Source organism: Mycobacterium sp. FW102-FHT13B02 (genome assembly GCF_058790275.1).
Genome location: NZ_JBYTCM010000028.1, coordinates 32,798 through 48,552, shown reverse-complemented (window position 1 = coordinate 48,552; position 15,755 = coordinate 32,798). Strand labels below are relative to the sequence as shown.

General features: G+C 65.5%; 14 protein-coding genes. 3 read left to right on the top strand and 11 right to left on the bottom strand.

From position 1 onward, the window contains the following. Positions 1-27 precede the first annotated feature (27 nt). The 3 genes from AC3WTE_RS29495 to AC3WTE_RS29485 form a co-directional block, all read right to left on the bottom strand. A complete protein-coding gene (locus tag AC3WTE_RS29495) occupies positions 28-777 on the bottom strand; it encodes an ABC transporter ATP-binding protein (protein ID WP_492442997.1) in 750 nt (249 codons plus the stop codon). Continuing rightward, the gene (locus AC3WTE_RS29490; RefSeq protein WP_492443020.1) at positions 774-1,586 is read right to left on the bottom strand and encodes an ABC transporter permease; all 813 of its coding nucleotides are present in this window, start codon (positions 1,584-1,586) and stop codon (positions 774-776) included. Before AC3WTE_RS29490 ends, AC3WTE_RS29495 begins: the two co-directional genes overlap by 4 nt. A gap of 103 nt (positions 1,587-1,689) precedes the next feature. Next, positions 1,690-3,141: an ABC transporter substrate-binding protein gene (locus tag AC3WTE_RS29485; protein ID WP_492442996.1), complete on the bottom strand. Its 1,452-nt coding sequence runs from the start codon at positions 3,139-3,141 to the stop codon at positions 1,690-1,692. A 201-nt stretch (positions 3,142-3,342) separates the two neighbouring features. Here AC3WTE_RS29485 and AC3WTE_RS29480 point away from each other — a divergent pair, with 201 nt between their 5' ends. Both AC3WTE_RS29480 and AC3WTE_RS29475 read left to right on the top strand, forming a co-directional pair. After that, on the top strand, positions 3,343-3,711 hold the full coding sequence (locus AC3WTE_RS29480; RefSeq protein WP_492442995.1) for a YidH family protein: 369 nt from the start codon (positions 3,343-3,345) through the stop codon (positions 3,709-3,711). After that, on the top strand, positions 3,708-4,028 hold the full coding sequence (locus AC3WTE_RS29475) for a DUF202 domain-containing protein (protein WP_492442994.1): 321 nt from the start codon (positions 3,708-3,710) through the stop codon (positions 4,026-4,028). The genes AC3WTE_RS29480 and AC3WTE_RS29475 overlap by 4 nt, the downstream gene beginning before the upstream one ends. 4 nt (positions 4,029-4,032) lie before the next feature. Here the strand turns inward: AC3WTE_RS29475 and gyrB are convergent, their stop codons facing one another. From gyrB to AC3WTE_RS29455, 4 genes are all read right to left on the bottom strand, one after another. Continuing rightward, complete coding sequence (gyrB, locus tag AC3WTE_RS29470; RefSeq protein WP_492442993.1) at positions 4,033-5,946, bottom strand: DNA topoisomerase (ATP-hydrolyzing) subunit B; 1,914 nt, start codon at positions 5,944-5,946, stop codon at positions 4,033-4,035. 62 nt (positions 5,947-6,008) lie between these two features. Next, the gene (locus tag AC3WTE_RS29465) at positions 6,009-7,361 is read right to left on the bottom strand and encodes an arylsulfatase (protein ID WP_492442992.1); all 1,353 of its coding nucleotides are present in this window, start codon (positions 7,359-7,361) and stop codon (positions 6,009-6,011) included. A 71-nt stretch (positions 7,362-7,432) separates the two neighbouring features. Next, complete coding sequence (locus AC3WTE_RS29460; protein ID WP_492443019.1) at positions 7,433-8,137, bottom strand: GntR family transcriptional regulator; 705 nt, start codon at positions 8,135-8,137, stop codon at positions 7,433-7,435. A 198-nt stretch (positions 8,138-8,335) separates the two neighbouring features. Further along, positions 8,336-9,232: a formylglycine-generating enzyme family protein gene (locus AC3WTE_RS29455; RefSeq protein ID WP_492442991.1), complete on the bottom strand. Its 897-nt coding sequence runs from the start codon at positions 9,230-9,232 to the stop codon at positions 8,336-8,338. Between the two features lie 83 nt (positions 9,233-9,315). Between AC3WTE_RS29455 and AC3WTE_RS29450 the strand changes: the two genes are divergently transcribed. Next, the gene (locus AC3WTE_RS29450) at positions 9,316-10,167 is read left to right on the top strand and encodes an NYN domain-containing protein (protein WP_492442990.1); all 852 of its coding nucleotides are present in this window, start codon (positions 9,316-9,318) and stop codon (positions 10,165-10,167) included. A 7-nt stretch (positions 10,168-10,174) separates the two neighbouring features. Here the strand turns inward: AC3WTE_RS29450 and AC3WTE_RS29445 are convergent, their stop codons facing one another. The 4 genes from AC3WTE_RS29445 to AC3WTE_RS29430 form a co-directional block, all read right to left on the bottom strand. Continuing rightward, entirely contained in the window at positions 10,175-11,644 is a 1,470-nt protein-coding gene (locus AC3WTE_RS29445; protein ID WP_492443018.1) for a glycoside hydrolase family 130 protein, read from the bottom strand. 5 nt (positions 11,645-11,649) lie between these two features. Then, entirely contained in the window at positions 11,650-12,627 is a 978-nt protein-coding gene (locus AC3WTE_RS29440) for a glycosyltransferase (RefSeq protein ID WP_492442989.1), read from the bottom strand. Positions 12,628-12,659: 32 nt separating this feature from the next. Beyond that, a complete protein-coding gene (locus tag AC3WTE_RS29435) occupies positions 12,660-13,769 on the bottom strand; it encodes a glycosyltransferase (protein ID WP_492442988.1) in 1,110 nt (369 codons plus the stop codon). Between the two features lie 669 nt (positions 13,770-14,438). Beyond that, positions 14,439-15,527 carry a fatty acid desaturase family protein gene (locus AC3WTE_RS29430; protein ID WP_492442987.1) on the bottom strand — a complete coding sequence of 363 codons (1,089 nt, stop codon included), beginning with the start codon at positions 15,525-15,527 and terminating at the stop codon, positions 14,439-14,441. Between the last annotated feature and the right edge of the window lie 228 nt (positions 15,528-15,755).

Sequence of the window (15,755 nt, the reverse complement as noted above, 5' to 3'; positions counted from 1 at the left end):
AATCTCCTTGGCGGGAAGCCAGTTTGGTCAGGCGGCCGGGCGGTGGCCGAGGAAGTCCAAGATGGCGCGGCGGCGCCGCTGGTAGGACTCCTCGAATTGCGCCTCGGGGGTGCGGGGCTGCTCGATGGTGATGACGTCGGCGACAGTGGCGGGCCGGTGGCTCAGCAGCACAACGCGGTCAGCCAACAGCAGCGCCTCGTCGACGTCATGGGTGACGAACAGCAGCGTCATCTTATGGTCCTCCCATACCGACATCAGCAACTGCTGCATCTCCAGCCGCGTCTGCGCGTCCAGGGCGCCGAACGGCTCGTCCATCAGCATCACCCGCGGCTTGCAGGCCAGCGTGCGGGCCAGCTGCACCCGCTGGCGCATGCCGCCCGAGAGCTGGCTCGGCAGATGGTGCAGGTACGCCCCCAGCCCAACTTGCTCGAGCCGGGCCGTTGCCGTCTCCTTGAGCTCCTTACCGCGCACGCCCCGGAGCTTGAGCGGGAACTCGACGTTCTTGAGCGCGCTGCGCCACGGGAACAGCGCATCCTCCTGAAACACCATGGCGCACTGGGCCGCATTGCCGGTGACGGGCGCACCGTCCACCGTGGCGGTGCCGCCCATGGGCTTGAGCAGCCCGGCCAGCGCCCGCAGGATGGTCGACTTGCCGCACCCGGACGGCCCGAGGAAGACGACCACTTCACCGCCCTCGACGGCCAGGCTGATGTTGGCCGCGACCACCCCGTTGAAGCCCAGCTGCAACTGCTGGAGGTTGACGGCGCCGGCGCTCATCGGGCGGCCCTCGGCAGCCAGCGGTTGACCCGCCGTCCGACCCGTTCCACCAGCCACGCGGTACCGAGTCCCAGCACGCCGATGGAGATCATGCCGACCACCACGCCGGCGTAGTCCAGCAAGCCGTAGGCCTGCCAGGTGTAGTAGCCGATGCCGTATTGGCCCGAGATCATCTCGGCGCTGACGACGCAGATCCAGGCCACGCCCATGGCCACCGAGAGTCCGGCGAAAATCCCCGGCAGCGCACCCGGGATGATCACGTGGAGCAGCAACGACATTCGTCCGGCACCCATGGTCTGCGCGGCTTCCTCCCACACCTTCGGCATCGAGTCCATGGCATGGATGGTGCTGACCACCACGGGGAAGAACGCGGCGAAGAAGGTGATGAACACGATGCCCTGCTCGCTGGACGGGAACAACAGGATGGTGAGCGGTACCAGCGCGATCGCGGGGATGGGACGGATCAGTTCGATGAACGGCCGCAACGTCATTCGGGCGATCTCCGAGCGGCCGATCAGCACGCCCAACCCGATGCCGACCACGGCCGCCAGACCGAAGCCCAGCAGGATGCGTTGCAGGCTCGCCAGCAGGTCGTCATAGAAGGCGCCCGAACTGGCCCGCGTCATCAACGTATGGAACACGGCCCCCGGTGCCGGCATCCGGTTGAACCGCAGCCATGCGACGACGTTGTGGGCGGTCAGCAGCTGCCAGAGCGTCAGGAAGACGGCGATCGGAATCAGCGGCAGCAGCAGCGCCGGGATTCGCCGGGCGGCGGGCGCAGACATCACGTCAGCCATCTTGTGCCGCATCGGTTTTCCGGTCCGGTTCGCCGGTGACCACAGGCGAGGTACGGCCAACGTGGGTCGGGTCATGAGCTCGGTCATGGGGTTCCTTTCTCTCCTGCTGGTGTGACTAGCCCGCGGTGCGGGATTGGCCGATGGCGGCGGTGTAGCCGATGGCGGCTGCTTGTGGGTGATTGGTCCGGTAAGTGTCCGCACCTGCGGCGGTGGCGAACGGTTTGTACCGTTGGGTCGGCGGAGCGTCCGGATCCTGAAGCCAGACAGCGTGATCGGCGAAGATGCGCAGCCCGGTCAACGTGTCGGGCACGTAGGCGGCCCGGACATGCGGTGTCGCGGCCAGCCGGCGCAGCAGGCAGCTGGGCGTGGCGGAAACCTCGGTGGCGGTGCCGGATGCCCACAGCTCGGAGGCCTGCGCCGCGTCGCTGACCGGGAGTCCGCATACCTCGTCGAAGCCGGTGAGCGTCATCGGATTGGCCACGCTGGCCTGCCGCTGCGCGTAGTCAGGCCCGAACAACTGCCGCAGGTATGTGTCGTTGATGAAGCCGGGAACATCGAAATCCTTTGTCACCGCGCCGCGGCTGACCAGGTAGGTCTTGATCGGCTTGAATGCCGCGAGCACTCGATCCTTAAGCGTCATGTCGAAACTCACGAGGCCGTCGGGGCCGTTGTACAGATAGATCACTTCGGGCTCGATCCCGGTCAGCGCACTGACCCGCAGAGCCGCGTTGAGTGGATGCGCGACGATCTCATCGGTGGTGCTCTTCATGGCCCGCAGGAACGCCGCCAGCACTTCCGGGTGGCCGTCGACGAACTGCCGACGTGCGACGACGCCATGGAAAGTGGGCACGTTGTTGTCGCCGCCGTCGTACAGCAGGCGCCCCTGGTTGCGGTAGATCACCAGTTGCGGCCACGGCACGAACTGCGCGAGGGCGTCGACCTGACCGCCATCGATGGACGACGCACCGACCGAAGGATCCTGATTGACGACGTGCACCGAGTCCCTGCTGACACCAACGGTTTTCACCGCGGCCGAGAACATCCCGTCGCCGGCCGATCCCAGACTGGTGGACACCTTCTTGCCGGTCAGGTCGGCGAGGGTGCGGGCCGACGAGTCCGACCGGACCACCACCTGATTCAGCGATCCACGGAGGTTGTAGCCGGTGGTGGCGACCAATTCCGTTGCCGCGTCATCATATTTGTGCGTCTTGGAACCGTTGGTCAGCAGCGGGTAGTCGCCCATCGATCCGATGTCGACATGGGTGGCGATCATCTGCGCCGTCAGCGGAGCGCCGGACGCGAAGTCCTGCCACACCACCCGGTACTTCGTGTTGGTGGCCGCGCCGAGCGCGTTGAGCTGATTCTCGAAGTCGCCACGGTCACGCAGCAGCGTGCCGGCGTTGACGGTGTTGATGGTCTTGGATTGGTAGCCGACGTTGACGACGACAGTCGGTTCCGACAGCAGCCCGCACCCGGTCAGCAGCCCCGCCCCACCAACCGTGAGCGCGGTCAGCAGAGCAACCGACCGGGCCTGCCACCGGCTGCCAGTGCGTTGTTGCTCGTCCATGTCCACAAGAGTCGACCGTGTCTGTTACCTCGCTGTCATCTGAGGTTGCGCGGTAGTTACGCCATCTGTGTAGGTCGAAACCGCAGGTCAGATGCCTATTCGCACCGATTGCGCCGCGGCACCGATGCCGCGTGTGAAGACTCTGTTACGCTACCTCCGCTACCCTGGCACGACACAGAGATTTCGGAAAGCCTTGTAGCCATGGACATTTCGAGTGTGACGGCGGCGCGTACCCAGATCGAGCCCGATTACCGGTTTACCCTCGCCAATGAACGCACGTTCTTGGCATGGCAGCGCACGTCGCTTGGCCTGATGGCCGCCGCGGTGGCGGTTGTTCAGTTCATGCCGGAACTGGCCATACCGGGCCTGCGGCACGTCCTGGGCGTCGGCGTCGGGGTTATGGCGGTCCTGACGGCGGTCGCGGGGCTGCGGCGCTGGAGCCAGGTGGACCGGGCCATCCGGAACGACGAGCCGCTGCCGCAAGCCTCCGCCCCCACCTTCCTGACCACCGGTCTGACGCTGATCGGACTGGTCACCGTCGTCCTGGCGATCACCGCCACGGTGCGATGACGCTCCCCCAGGATCGCGGACTGCAGGCCGAACGCACGGCGCTCGCCTGGAATCGCACGGGGCTGGCGATCGCCACCTCGGGTGTTCTGGTGTTGCTGCGCAACGCCGATACATTCAATGTCCGTCACGACGTGCCACGAATTGCCCTCGTTGCCGCGGTCGCGGTGCTCGCCGTGGTGGTCTGGGGGCTTGGCGCGAGCCGACGGCGGCAGCTGGCCCGCGGAGACTACTCCGGAATGCGCTACCTACCAGTGGTCGGCCTCGCGGTGATCGCCGAAGGCGCGCTGGTGCTGGCCTACCTGATGCCACTCGGTTAGCCGATCACACGTCCAGGAATCGAATGTCCTTGGCGTTGCGCACGATAAAACTCCGCCGCGCCTCGACGTCCTCCCCCATCAGGATCGAGAACAGTTCGTCGGCGGCCGCGGCGTCGTCGAGAGTGACCTGACGCAAGACCCGGACGGACGGATCCATGGTGGTCTCCCACAGCTCCTTGGCGTCCATCTCACCCAGACCCTTGTAACGTTGGATGCCGTCATCCTTGTTGATCTTCTTCCCCGCCTTCAGCCCCGCATCCAAGAGCGCGTCGCGGTGACGGTCGGAGTACGCGAATTCGGGTTCGCCGCGTTGCCATTTCAGTTTGTACAGCGGCGGCTGAGCCAGGAACACATGACCGTGCTCGATGAGCGGTCGCATGAAGCGGAACAACAAGGTCAGCAGCAACGTGGAGATGTGCTGGCCGTCGACGTCGGCGTCGGCCATCAGCACGATCTTGTGGTACCGCAGCTTCGACAGGTCGAACTCGTCGTGAATACCCGTGCCCAACGCGGTAATGATGGCCTGGACTTCGTTGTTCTTGAGCACGCGGTCGATGCGGGCCTTCTCGACGTTGATGATCTTTCCACGCAGCGGCAGGATCGCCTGGAACATCGAGTCGCGACCGCTCTTGGCCGAGCCACCGGCCGAATCGCCCTCCACCACATACAGTTCCGACCTCCTCGGGTCGGTGGAACGGCAGTCGGCCAGCTTGCCCGGCAGACCGCCGATGTCGGTCGCACTCTTACGGCGCACCAACTCACGCGCCTTACGCGCGGCGACCCGAGCCTGCGCCGAGGACGCCACCTTGGTGATGATGACCTTCGATTCCGCCGGATTCGCCTCGAACCAGTGCGTCAGCTCCTCATGGCAGACCTTCTGCACGAACGACCGGATGGCGGCGTTCCCAAGCTTGGTCTTGGTCTGCCCTTCGAACTGCGGTTCGGCGACCTTGACGGAGATGATCGCGGCCAGCCCCTCCCGGATGTCGTCACCGGTGAGGTTGGCTTCCTTTTCCTTCAGCAGCTTCTTGTCGCGCGCGTACTTGTTCACCACGCTCGTCAACGCCGCGCGGAAGCCCTCTTCGTGCGTACCACCCTCATGCGTGTTGATGGTGTTCGCGAAAGTGTGCACCGACTCCGAATACCCGGCGTTCCACTGCATCGCGATCTCGACCTCATGACCGGGACCCGCCCCGTCGAACGCGATGATGCTCGGCTGGATGGGCTGTTTCACCCGGTTGATGTGGTGGACGTAGTCGATCAACCCGCCCGGGTGATGGAAGACGCGGGTCTCGGCGTCGGGCACACGGCGGTCGGTCAGCGACAGCACCAGCCCCTTGTTGAGGAAGGCCATCTCCTGCAGCCGGCGGGCAATGGTCTCGGCGTTGTACTCGGTGGTCTCGAATATCTCTGGGTCCGACCAGAATCGGACGGTGGTGCCGGTACAGGTGGAGGGACTGCCCTTCAGCAGGGTGCCGGGCACCGAGCGGTCGTAATGCTGGAACCATTCGTGCCCGTCCCGGTGGATGCGCACCTCCAGCCGCGTCGACAACGCGTTGACCACCGAGACCCCGACGCCGTGCAGACCACCAGACACCTGATAGGACTCGCCGTCGAACTTGCCGCCCGCGTGCAGCTGGGTCATCACGACGTCGACAGTGGGAATCCCGGTCTGGTGCATGGCAACCGGGATGCCGCGGCCGTCGTCGCTGACCTCGACACCGCCGTCGGCGAGCAGGGTGACATCGACGCGGCTGGCGTGGCCGGCCATGGCCTCGTCCACGCCGTTGTCGACCACCTCCCACACCATGTGGTGCAGGCCGCGCTCGCTGGTCGACCCGATGTACATCCCCGGACGTTTCCGTACGACGTCGAGCCCTTCGAGAATCGTGATCGATTGGGCGCCATAGCTGGACACGGCTGCACTCCTCCTACAGTCGAGCACGGCCCCTGGCGTGCAGGGGCCGCGCTGGTCTGGTGCTACTGGTTGCGGGCGGGGACGAAATCGATGGGCGCGCCTGCCGGGATGAGCTGCTCAGTCTCGACGCTGGCCTCGAACTCCTGAATGAACCGGTAGGCGTGTTGCATCACCCACCACCGCACCCAGGTCTGGTTGACGGCCTCGCGCTCCTTCGGGTCCTCGAGGAGGTTGGTGATGCGGGCGAAGCCGAGCGGAATCTCCGGGTCGTGGAAATGCTGCTGCCGCTTGAAGTTGATCTTGAACTGCGACCACTTCACCGCGTGCAGCTCTTCATTGAGCCAGACCATGCAGCCTTCGCGCTTGGATTCCTCTGCCCCGCCGAAGAATTCGCGCTGATCGATGCCGTCGATAATCCGGTCGTCGGGTACGTCGCAGCCCACCCAGCGCAGCAGGGTCGGGAACATGTCGGTGACATGCACCATCTCGTTGCTCTCCCGCACCGGCACGTGGCCGGGCCACCGGATCAGGCACGGTGTCCGGATGCCGCCCTCGGCCGAGCTGAAGTAGGAGCCGTCGAAGAAGCCCGCGGTACCCCGGCCGGCCAGATGGTCCTCGGCGCCGTTGTCCCCGGCCATGATCACGATGGTGTTGTCCTCGATGCCGAGTTCAGTCAGGTAGTCCAGGATGCTGCCGAAGTCGTGGTCGAGCATCAGCAGCGAGTCACCCCAGTTTCCATTGGTGCTCTTGCCCTTGAACTCCGGACGAACCTCCATCGGGAAATGCATCAGCGAGTGGTTGTGATACAGGTAGAACGGCTTGCCCGCATCGACGCTGCGCTTCATGAACGCCTTTGCCCGGCGGTCGTATTCGCCGTCCACCTCGCCCTTGAGCTTGACCGTCAGCTGCTGGTCGGTGGTCGTGACGCCGTCTTCTTTGGTGCCGTCGTACATGTAGGAGTAGCCGTCGCGTTCGGCCTTGTACCAGGGGTCGTCAGGCCACAGGCACTCGTCGTAGGTGCGCGCCGGGCCGTACCACTCATCGAAGCCGTGATCGGTCGGCCAGCGGCCGTCCTCGGCACCGATGTGCCACTTTCCGAAACATGCTGTGGCATAGCCGGATTCGGACAAGATGTCGCCCATGGTGCGCTCCCAGGCCACGATGCCGCCGCCGTTGCCGCCGAGCGCGATGGTGTGGTTGCCGGACCTGATGGGGTACCGACCGGTCATCAACGCCGACCGGGTGGGCGTGCACTGCGGTTCGACGACGAAGTGCGACAGCTTGAGCGATTCGGCGGCAAAGGCGTCCATGCGCACCGTGTCGGCCCCGCGCAGGATGCCGCCGCCGTAGCAGCCGAGCTCCCCCATGCCGAGATTGTCGACGTGAAAATAGACGATGTTGGGTTGTTCGGGCATGGTTGTACTGCCTCTCTATCGATTGCGTTAATCGGTAAGGGGATTGGGTGATTGGACTGCAGAGGTGCCGGCTACGGTGGCGGCGGTGCGGAATCCCTTGCGGCGGTGGTGATCAACGAGCAACGGTCGCCGCGGTAGCGCACCGTCTCGAGGTCAAAGGGTGTGCCGTCTTCGAGGTGGGTCAGCCGGTGCAGCAGCAGAAGCGGTGCACCGGCACGGATTTGCAGGAGCTTGGCGGTGTCCGCGTCGGCCGAGACCGATTCCACGGTGATCTCGGCCCAGCCAAGGCGCATCCCGAGTTCGGTTTCGATCAGCGCGAAGACGTCCTGGTCGGCCAGATTGGCGTCGACCGGGATGGCCCCGATCCGCAACGACGTGGTGTCCAGCGACAGCGGCACCCCGCCGACCGATCGCAGGCGCTCGATGAACAGGATCGGTGCGCCTTCGGCCACTTGGAGTTTCGCCGCGACAAACGGTGAGGCGACCGACTCACGCGCCGACATCACGGTGTTCTCCACCGGAAGTTGATGCCCGGCAAGCGATTCGGCAAGACCTTCCAATCGGTCGATCCGCTGTGTGAGCTTCGCCCCCGTGACGAACGTCCCGGCACCCTGCACGCGGGTGATCAACCCCTCGCCGCGCAGGAGTTCCAGGGCCTCGCGAATTGCGTTGCGGCTGACGCCCAATTCGGCGGCCAGCTCATTCTCCGGTGGCAGCAGCGGGCGGGCCGCGGCCAGGCCGCCGTACACGCCGTCGAGGATCTGGCCACGCAGCACATCGCGCGCCCAGCGGGCCGCGTCGGCGCGGGTGCCCGCATACTCCCGGGCCGCAGGACGGGGAAAGTCCTTCGGCGGGATGTGCGGGCGGCGGGTCATGACCTCACTGTGCCACCGATGTCCACAGGTGGCGATACGTACCGTGTTACGCCACCTGCCTCCAGGTAAAGCCCTAGGCCAGGGACTACGCGGCGGCGTTTAGATGCCGCTTTCGCCACCCCAGTCGGCGATGCACCGGAAGCCGATGTGCGTTGTGGCACTGTCCTGCGACTGCGACGACCGCGCCGCCGGCCGGTACCGGTGGCAGTACTCGGGCGCGCACAGGTGCGAACCACCCTTGAGGGTCTGCATCACCGACGGGTCGCCGCCCGGCGGCGGGCAGCAGCCGGACACCTCAGCGTGGGCCTGGTGCCGCGGCGTGTAGCGGGTACGAGTCCATTCCCACACGTTGCCGATCATGTCGACCAGACCGAAACCGTTGGGCGGGAATGTGCCAACCGGCGAGGTGCCAGTCCAGCCGAGGGCGCCGTCGTTGCGATACGGGAACTTGCCCTGCCAGGTATTGGCCATCAGCTGCCCATCCGGCCGGACCTCGTCACCCCACGCATAGACCGTGGTCGCACCGGCGCGGGCCGCGTACTCCCACTGCTCCTCGGTTGGCAGCCGCCTGCCCGCGTAGGCCGCGTAGGCCGCGGAGTCCGGGTAGGCGACCTGAACCACCGGATGGTCGAGGCGGTCCTCGATGGTGGAGCCGGGCCCCTTCGGGTGCTTCCAGCACGCCCCCGGGACCCACGTCCACCATGCCCGCCAGTTGCGCAGGTCCACCGGGCCGGCCGTCGGCTGGAACACCAGCGCCCCGGGAACGAGTTCCTCTGCCGGGACCCCGGGAAACTGCGCCGGATCGAGTTGTTGCTCGGCGACCGTCACGTGCCCCGTCTCGGCCACGAATTCCGCGAACTGGGCGTTGGTGACCGGGTGCCGTTCAATCGAGAACGGCGCGACCGTCACCTCATGCACCGGCGCTTCCTCCGGGTAGAAGTGCTGCGCACCCATGCGGTACGACCCGCCGGGGAGCGCGATCAGTTCGGTGAGCATTCCGACAGGTTAAGCATGTCGACGCAGGATGCGCCCGGCGAGTTTCGCGCCACGATGCTCCCCCGATGCACCAGACTGGGTCCATGACGGACACCACCGCGACCCGCGTCGCGGTCTACCTCGACTTCGACAACATCGTCATCTCGCGCTACGACCAGGTGCACGGCCGCAATTCGTTTCAGAAGGACAAGGCCAAGGGACTCGAACCGGACAAGCTCACCCAGGCCACCGTCGACGTCGGCGCGGTCCTCGACTTCGCCTCGTCGTTCGGCACGCTGGTGCTCACGCGTGCATATGCCGACTGGTCCGCCGCGGTGAATGCCGGCTACCGGCAGCAGCTCGTCGGCCGGGCTGTCGACCTCGTGCAGCTGTTCCCTGCTGCCGCCTACGGCAAGAACGGCGCCGACATCCGGTTGGCGGTCGACGCCGTCGAGGACATGTTCCGGCTGCCCGACCTCACCCACGTCGTCATCGCCGCAGGCGATTCCGACTACATTCCGCTGGCCCAGCGCTGCAAGCGCCTCGGCCGTTATGTGGTGGGGATCGGGGTGGCCGGGTCGTCGAGCCGGGCGCTCGCCGCGGCCTGCGACGAGTTCGTCACCTACGACGCCCTGCCCGGCGTGCCCGTCCTGGAGCCATCCCCTGAGCCACCGAAACGCGCCCGCGGCACCAAAGCCGAGCCTGAGCAGCCAGACCCCCAGACCTCCGCCACTGCCCTGCTGACCCGCGCACTGCAGATCGGCCTGGAGAAGGACGACGTCGACTGGCTGCACAACTCCGCGGTCAAGGCGCAGATGAAACGCATGGATCCGTCGTTCAGCGAAAAAGCCTTGGGATTCAAGTCTTTCAGCGATTTCCTGCGCTCCCGCACCGATGTCGTCGAGTTGGACGAAAGCTCGACGACGCGTTTGGTGCGGCTGAAGAGCGCGCAATAGGACCACCCTAGAGGCGCAGTACCGCCAACAGCTCCGATAGCACCACCGTGGCGAAACCGATCGCGGCATCGCCGATGCCGTACGGCAGCACCAGGGTGTCGCCATGGACCAGCGCGCCACACGAATACACCACGTTGGGCACGTAGCCGTCCTGTTCGTCGGATGCGGGACTGAGCAGCGGCTCCGACAATCGGCCAATAATCCGGGTCGGATCATCCAGGTCGAGCAGGATGGCTCCGATCGAGTAGGTGCGCATCGGACCGACCCCGTGAGTCAGCACCAGCCACCCTGCCTCGGTCTCGATCGGCGCTCCGCAATTGCCCAATTGCAGTGCCTCCCAAGCCTCTACCGGATGCTGACACGGCGCGGAATCGGACCACACCGACAGCTGATCGGAGTACGCCACCGTGTTTGATTCCCGATCCGACCGTGACATGGCCGCGAACCGCCCGCGAATCCTGCGAGGAAAGAGCGCCAGCCCTTTGTTCGCGGCAGCCGGGCCAACCATCGGTACGGAGGTGAACGACCGAAAATCGTCGGTAGCCAGCAGTTGCTGACTGATCTGCGATCCGCTGTACGCGGTGTAGGTGGCGTAGTAGGTAGCGGCACCGTCGTCGTCGACGAAGCGGACGAACCGCGCGTCCTCCATACCCGCCGCCTCGGCGCCGGTCGCCGGCCACAGCACTCGCTCGGAAACTTCTGTGGTAGAAGAGAATTCGACCGCGTAGGACCGCTCCGCGATCGCTCGCATCAGAGCAATGGTGCCCGGCGCATGTGTGCGGGTACTGCGGTGCAGTTGCAGCCTGTCGAGCTGTTCGCCCAGATCGTCGCGGGTGAACCGGTCACCGAGCGCGTCGAGCACATAGTCGGCAGACTCACCGGCGTAGCCCCGCCGTACCAGCTCAGTACGGAACACCGCCGCGTCGAGCAGCGTCGGCACCACCGTTCCGACGGTGGCGAACGGAGCCGGGTCATCGATGGTGACCCGGCCCGCCTGGTCCACGCTGCCGGTACGAAAGCCGATCGAGGACCGATGCCCCTCGCCGATCCCTCGCACACTCAGAACGAATCGCAAGCTGCCGGCGGACGTGCCGGTCTGGTTCGGGTGTGCGACGATGCTCGGGTTGCACAGCGCGGCCGCCTCGATGGCGAACTCGTTGGTGAACGTCGCGCCCAACAACAACGTTCGAGCCTCGGAGACCTTGATACCGGGCTCCAAGCGATCGGCCAGCTCGTGTGCGTGCCGCCGAAAGGTCTCGGCCAATCCGCGGTGCCGATGATCGAATCGAACGACGACACTGTCGAGTGCCGCCCGCACGCCTGCTTCATCCAGAGCCAGGATCCGGGCGAGTACCACGCCGGCGCGGGATTCCTGGAGTTCGAAGCCTTCCTGTCCCGGAACGAAAAGCCGGGTGATGACCCGCGTCGGATCTGCCACCAGCCGCTGCGGGAGGCGAGTGATCAACCCCGACCGCATGGAAGTCACGGCGACACCGCCGCAAGACGGCGTGCTTGCTGAAGAGTGGACAGCACCGCGAGGGTCGACTCAGCTCCCTGATTGAGGTTGACTCCGTCGGCCTGCAGCCCGTCGAATCCGGCGCCGGTCGTCGGATTCCACATCGGGATGCCCGCGTCGTTGACGCCCTCGAACCAGGCCGCCGCTGCGTGCACGGTGCTCGGCCAGATGGCGCTGGCGTCGATGCCAGCCGCCCGGGCGCACGCGTCGGCCAGCGTAGCCACCTCGATGGGCTGCTGGTCGAAGGCGGGCCGGGGTTCCCCCGGCGTCCAACCCGCGGCCGGGCTCACCGACAAATGGCCGTCTACAGTCTCGCAATCGATCAGCCATTCCAGCAGCTCCAGGCCGCGCTGGCTGAGCGCCGAGTCCTCGAGAGCAGCGCCAGCGGCGATCATCGCCTCGGGCAGCAACGCGTTCGCATATGTCAGCCGCGCCTCCGGCCATGGCCAATCGAGGTCGCCCTTGGGCTCCGCAACGGCCGCGGCGTAGTCGTTGATGAGTTGGCGCGCCGGTGCGTGGTCGGGCACGACACTCAGCAGCTCGGCGGCACCCAGCGCAGCGAACGCCATGGCGCGCGGCCAGACCGATCGGCCCCGTGCGGCGCGCTCGAACTGCACCACCGACAGGCTGCGAACCAGGCCGATATCACTGTGGGCTGCGGCAGTGCCCAAGCCCCACAAGCATCTGCCCCAACAGTCCTCGAAGGCGAAGTCGTCGGTCCACCGACCATTGCAGTCCATCCGGTTACGGCAAGCACCGGCGAAAGACTGCGCCTCGTTGAGGAACTTGACCGCCAATCTGGCCAGTGCGTGCACGGCGTCCCCGGCATCCGGTTCACGACTGGCAACTACCAGGACTCTAGCCATGTCGTCCGTGCAATAACCGTGCTCGAGCCGGGGCTCGGCGCCACAGGCATGCTCGAAGGTGCCATGCCGATCAGTCATCGACAGCAGATGATCGAACTTTGGCTCCGGCACTACCACGACCACGCCCGCTCCGGTCGTTTAGCCAGAATTCGTTGTGCCGCAGCTTGATATGATCTGGCGACGATCGGCCACGACATCGACGGGGCCAGCCGCCGGGCCTCAGCCGACATCGCGCCGGCCAACCGCGGCTGAGTCAGTACCGCGCGCAGCGCCGTGCGTAGCGCGTCGGGGTCATCGTGCGGAACCACGATGCCGGCACCGGTGGACAGCAGGTCGACCGCATGTGGGAAAGCCGTGGCGACAACCGGCCGACCGCAGGCGATGGTGTCCACCAAGACCCCGGAGGTGGCCTGATCGGTGGAGTCGTACGGCAGCACGACCACCGCCGCGGACAGCATCAGCTCGATCAATGACGGCACGTCGCGGTAACTGGCGTCGAAGCGGACCGCATCGGCCACTCCGACGCGCCGGGCCTGCTCGATACGAGCGTTGCGGTAGGCCTCGCCGTCAGCGGCGAACACCTTTGGATGGGTCTCGCCGGCAACCAGGTAACGCGGCCGGCTATTGAGGTGGTGCAGCTCGCCCATCGCGTCGATGACTCGTTCAACCCCCTTGCCCGGTCCCAGTAGGCCCCACGTCAACACCGTCGGCCGGCCGCTGCGCTTCGTGTAGCCGGCGGATGGCACGGTCGCGCCGTGCGGGATCGTGCTGATCTTCCGCCGGCTGACGTCGAACCCGTGACGCAGTTGCGCGCTCGCGGCATCGGACAACACCACCACCTGGTCGGCGAGCGTCACGATGGCCTCGAGCACAGAACGCTGACGTCTGGTCGGATGCCTCGGGATCGTATGCGCGACAACGATCGAGGGGACCCGCAGAGCGCCGATGATGTCCACGACTTGATCGCCGTCTGGGCCACCGTAGATGCCGTACTCGTGCTGGATCACCGCAACATCGCTCTGGCTGAGCAAGTCCGCTGCCGCTGACGCTGACGCTGCCGATCCGTTGGTCAGTTCACCGATGACACGACCGTGACTGGTGGGTGACCCGTCTGCGACTCGTACCACGCTGACATCGGCTCCGTTGGCCGCCAGCCCGTTGGTGAGTGCGGCGCTGAAGGTTGCCAACCCGCATCGGGTCGGCGGATATGTGCTGAGCATGGCGAAGCTCGGTGAGCCGGCGCGCCACGTGGGCAATCGCGGGGCATCTGAAAGTTGAAGGCTGGATTGAGAATTCAAAGGTGATCCCATCGCGTGGTTGTCACCGATGTGTCCGGCGCGAGCGAGCTGCTCGGGGAATTCAACGGCGAAAGGCCGACTACGCCTGGGCTGACTGGGTTCCCAACTCTTTCCACGCTACACCCCCGGCCCAGCCCAGCGGGGTAAGCGGCTGCCCCGCCGACCACACTTTGGCCGTTTGTACAGCCCAAACGGGTGTAGAGTGGCTCGCGCAGAGGACTTCAGTTGTGTCGAGCCCAGTTATCGGTGGCTCCGGCGCCATGGGCTCACCGTGGTCCACAACTCGCCGACGTACCCGTCTGGGCGGTCGATTGCCAAAACCTAAGCCACATAACGTGTTCCAGACAATCGTCGGCGCCGACGGCAAAACCTTCGACGGCGGGCCGGGAACCGGATCCGAACACCAACACAATGCACTCGAACCAACAACAGAGAGATAGCCAATGAATATCGGAAAAAACATGGCACGCAAGGCGAAACGCGCCTCACATGCCGCCAGGAGCTATTTCGGCTTCGCTACGGACAACAACCACGTGAATGACGAAGGAGCGGTACAACGGGCCGCCGATGCCGGTCAAGCGCGGGCGAAGATCAAACGGGCTTTCGAGCGCTGACACCGTCGGGCAGCGCCAGCCGGAAATTGGTCCGGAGCGTCTGCAGGTACTGCCGAGCGAGCGGGCCGGTGGTGTAGGGCACGTCGTACTTCTTGCAGAGCTGACGTACCCGCACACTGATCTCCGCGTACCGGTTGCTCGGCAGATCCGGGAACAAGTGGTGCTCGATCTGGTAGCACAGGTTGCCGCTCGAAAATGCAAGCACCCGACCGGCTTTGAAGTTCGCCGCGCCCAGCATCTGGCGCAGATACCATTCCGATCTGGTCTCGGACCGCAGGACGTCGGGGTCGAAGGTCTGCACGCCGTCGGGAAAATGTCCGCAGAAGATCACCACGTATGACCAGAGATTGCGCAGGAGGTTGGCGATCGCGTTAGCGGTCAACGTTCGGCGCCAGCGGCGCAGGCTGAGCGCGGGCACGAGGAGATAGTCCTTGGCCGTTTGCCGGGCAATCTTGGTCAGCATCGCCTTCCTCGCAGCCCGCCTACCGTCCTCGGAGCCCGTCCGTTCAGTCTCGGCATGATAGCCGTGGCGGGCGATTCCCCACTCGAAGACCAAGGCCAACAAAAGATTTCGCAGCGGCTGCCAAAGATGCTCCGGCTTCCACGGTTGATCACGGGTCACCCGAAGCACCCCGAAACCAAGGTCGTCGTCCACACCGACCACGTTGGTGAACACATGGTGGCGGTAGTTGTGCGAATACCGCCACTGCGCCGACGGCCCCACCATGTCCCATTCCCAGGTGGTCGAATGGATTTCCGGGTCGTTCATCCAGTCCCATTGACCGTGGCCGACGTTGTGCCCAATCTCCATGTTCTCAACGATTTTCGCGTACGCCAACGCTACAGCCCCCACCACCCAGCCGCTCCTGGACCGACTTGCGGCAATGTGCAACCGAGCCACGGCGTCCAGAATGCGCTGGAACATGATGACGCGCCGGATATAGGTCGCATCCTTGGCGCCTAGAGAGTCCTCGACGTCGAGCCTAATGGTGTCCAGCTCGGCACCGAACGCCTCGACGTCTGCCGAACTCAACCGCGCGTACACAGCAATATTATTGATAGCCAAAAGAATTCCGGATCCGTCTACGTGCGGCAGCGGGTCTCGGCTACCTAGGCATGTGTTGCCTCCAGCCTAGGCTGCTGCGCGCGTCCGTGCCACGCGGCGCCCGCCGGGACAAACGGCGCAAACCAGACCGTCATCGGCAACGCAGAACCCGCGCCGCTGCAGGGCCGTTCACGGTGCGCGTATGGTCGGGTTATTGGGACCATCCAGGCCCCCGAACAAAGGGGGCTC

Coding starts and splice junctions, on each gene's coding strand:
- AC3WTE_RS29435 (WP_492442988.1), bottom strand. CDS start 13,769: ATGCTCAGCACATATCCGCCGACCCGATGCGGGTTGGCAACCTTCAGC.
- AC3WTE_RS29490 (WP_492443020.1), bottom strand. CDS start 1,586: ATGCGGCACAAGATGGCTGACGTGATGTCTGCGCCCGCCGCCCGGCGA.
- AC3WTE_RS29455 (WP_492442991.1), bottom strand. CDS start 9,232: ATGCTCACCGAACTGATCGCGCTCCCCGGCGGGTCGTACCGCATGGGT.
- AC3WTE_RS29450 (WP_492442990.1), top strand. CDS start 9,316: ATGACGGACACCACCGCGACCCGCGTCGCGGTCTACCTCGACTTCGAC.
- AC3WTE_RS29440 (WP_492442989.1), bottom strand. CDS start 12,627: ATGACTGATCGGCATGGCACCTTCGAGCATGCCTGTGGCGCCGAGCCC.
- AC3WTE_RS29480 (WP_492442995.1), top strand. CDS start 3,343: ATGGACATTTCGAGTGTGACGGCGGCGCGTACCCAGATCGAGCCCGAT.
- AC3WTE_RS29465 (WP_492442992.1), bottom strand. CDS start 7,361: ATGCCCGAACAACCCAACATCGTCTATTTTCACGTCGACAATCTCGGC.
- AC3WTE_RS29445 (WP_492443018.1), bottom strand. CDS start 11,644: ATGCGGTCGGGGTTGATCACTCGCCTCCCGCAGCGGCTGGTGGCAGAT.
- AC3WTE_RS29475 (WP_492442994.1), top strand. CDS start 3,708: ATGACGCTCCCCCAGGATCGCGGACTGCAGGCCGAACGCACGGCGCTC.
- AC3WTE_RS29495 (WP_492442997.1), bottom strand. CDS start 777: ATGAGCGCCGGCGCCGTCAACCTCCAGCAGTTGCAGCTGGGCTTCAAC.
- AC3WTE_RS29485 (WP_492442996.1), bottom strand. CDS start 3,141: ATGGACGAGCAACAACGCACTGGCAGCCGGTGGCAGGCCCGGTCGGTT.